The organism is Flavobacterium sandaracinum (assembly GCF_004349135.1).
Classification (GTDB): Bacteria; Bacteroidota; Bacteroidia; order Flavobacteriales; family Flavobacteriaceae; genus Flavobacterium; species Flavobacterium sandaracinum.
In genome coordinates this window covers 1-1,126 of the sequence record NZ_SMFN01000063.1, presented here as the reverse complement: position 1 = coordinate 1,126, position 1,126 = coordinate 1, and the positions used below count along the sequence as shown (strand labels likewise).

Annotated in this window: 1 protein-coding gene and 1 pseudogene; both read left to right on the top strand. The window is 34.5% G+C overall.

All coding sequences use genetic code 11. The features are described from left to right. Positions 1 to 283: transposase (locus tag E0F91_RS17620; RefSeq protein ID WP_165930120.1), on the top strand; the 283-nt coding region annotated here is incomplete at its 5' end. A 45-nt stretch (positions 284 to 328) separates the two neighbouring features. Next, a pseudogene (locus E0F91_RS17615) lies at positions 329 to 1,126 on the top strand (ISAon1 family transposase); the annotation flags it as partial.

The window sequence follows — 1,126 nt, the reverse complement described above, 5'->3', positions numbered from 1 at the left end:
AGACTTACGAAATGTTTTTGAGAATACCACCGATAAAATTTATGGTCTAAGCAAATTAGCTAGATGGCATGAAAAAGTAGCTCAGGCTGAGTTTAAATCATTTAATACAATATCTAGATCAATACAGAATCATTACCAAACGATAGTAAACTATTTTGACAACAGAAGTACCAATGCTTCTGCAGAATCCTTTAATGCAAAAATAAAAGCGTTTAGATCTCAATTTAGAGGCGTGAGGAACATAGAGTTTTTCCTTTTCAGACTAACAAATATTTACGCTTAATTTTTGCTACTCCACAAGTTTTCGTTATGATCCCTTGTTTTTCCTGAAAACATTGGGAAACGTTTATCAATAGATGAGACATCCCTCTCCAATGGCGAACTCTATACTATTGTGACCAACAAAGCAGGAAAAGGCAGAAAGGGGACTATAGTAGCCATGGTAGCTGGAACCAAAGCAGAAACAGTAATTGCTATATTAGAAAAAAWACCACTAAAGCTAAGAAATTCGGTTACCGAAATAACACTCGATATGGCAGCTAATATGGGGATTATTGCCAAGAAATGCTTTTCTAATGCAGTAAGAGTTACGGATCGATTCCATGTCCAAAAGCTAGCGCTCGAAGCTTTACAAGAAATTAGAATCAAATATAGGTGGCAAGCAATTGATATGGAGAATGAAGCTATTGAAAAAGCTAAAACCACAAAAACTAGATACGAGCCTATAACACTATCTAACGGCGACACCATTAAGCAATTACTGGCCAGAAGTCGATATATTTTGTATAAAAACAAATCTAAATGATCTGAAAACCAAACCCAAAGAGCCAAATTGTTATTCGAATTATATCCTAATATTGAAAAAGCATATCAGCTATCGCAAGACTTACGGAATGTTTTTGAGAATACCACCGATAAAATTTATGGTCTAAGCAAATTAGCTAGATGGCATGAAAAAGTAGCTCAGGCTGAGTTTAAATCATTTAATACAATATCTAGATCAATACAGAATCATTACCAAACGATAGTAAACTATTTTGACAACAGAAGTACCAATGCTTCTGCAGAATCCTTTAATGCAAAAATAAAAGCGTTTAGATCTCAATTTAGAGGCGTGAGGAACATA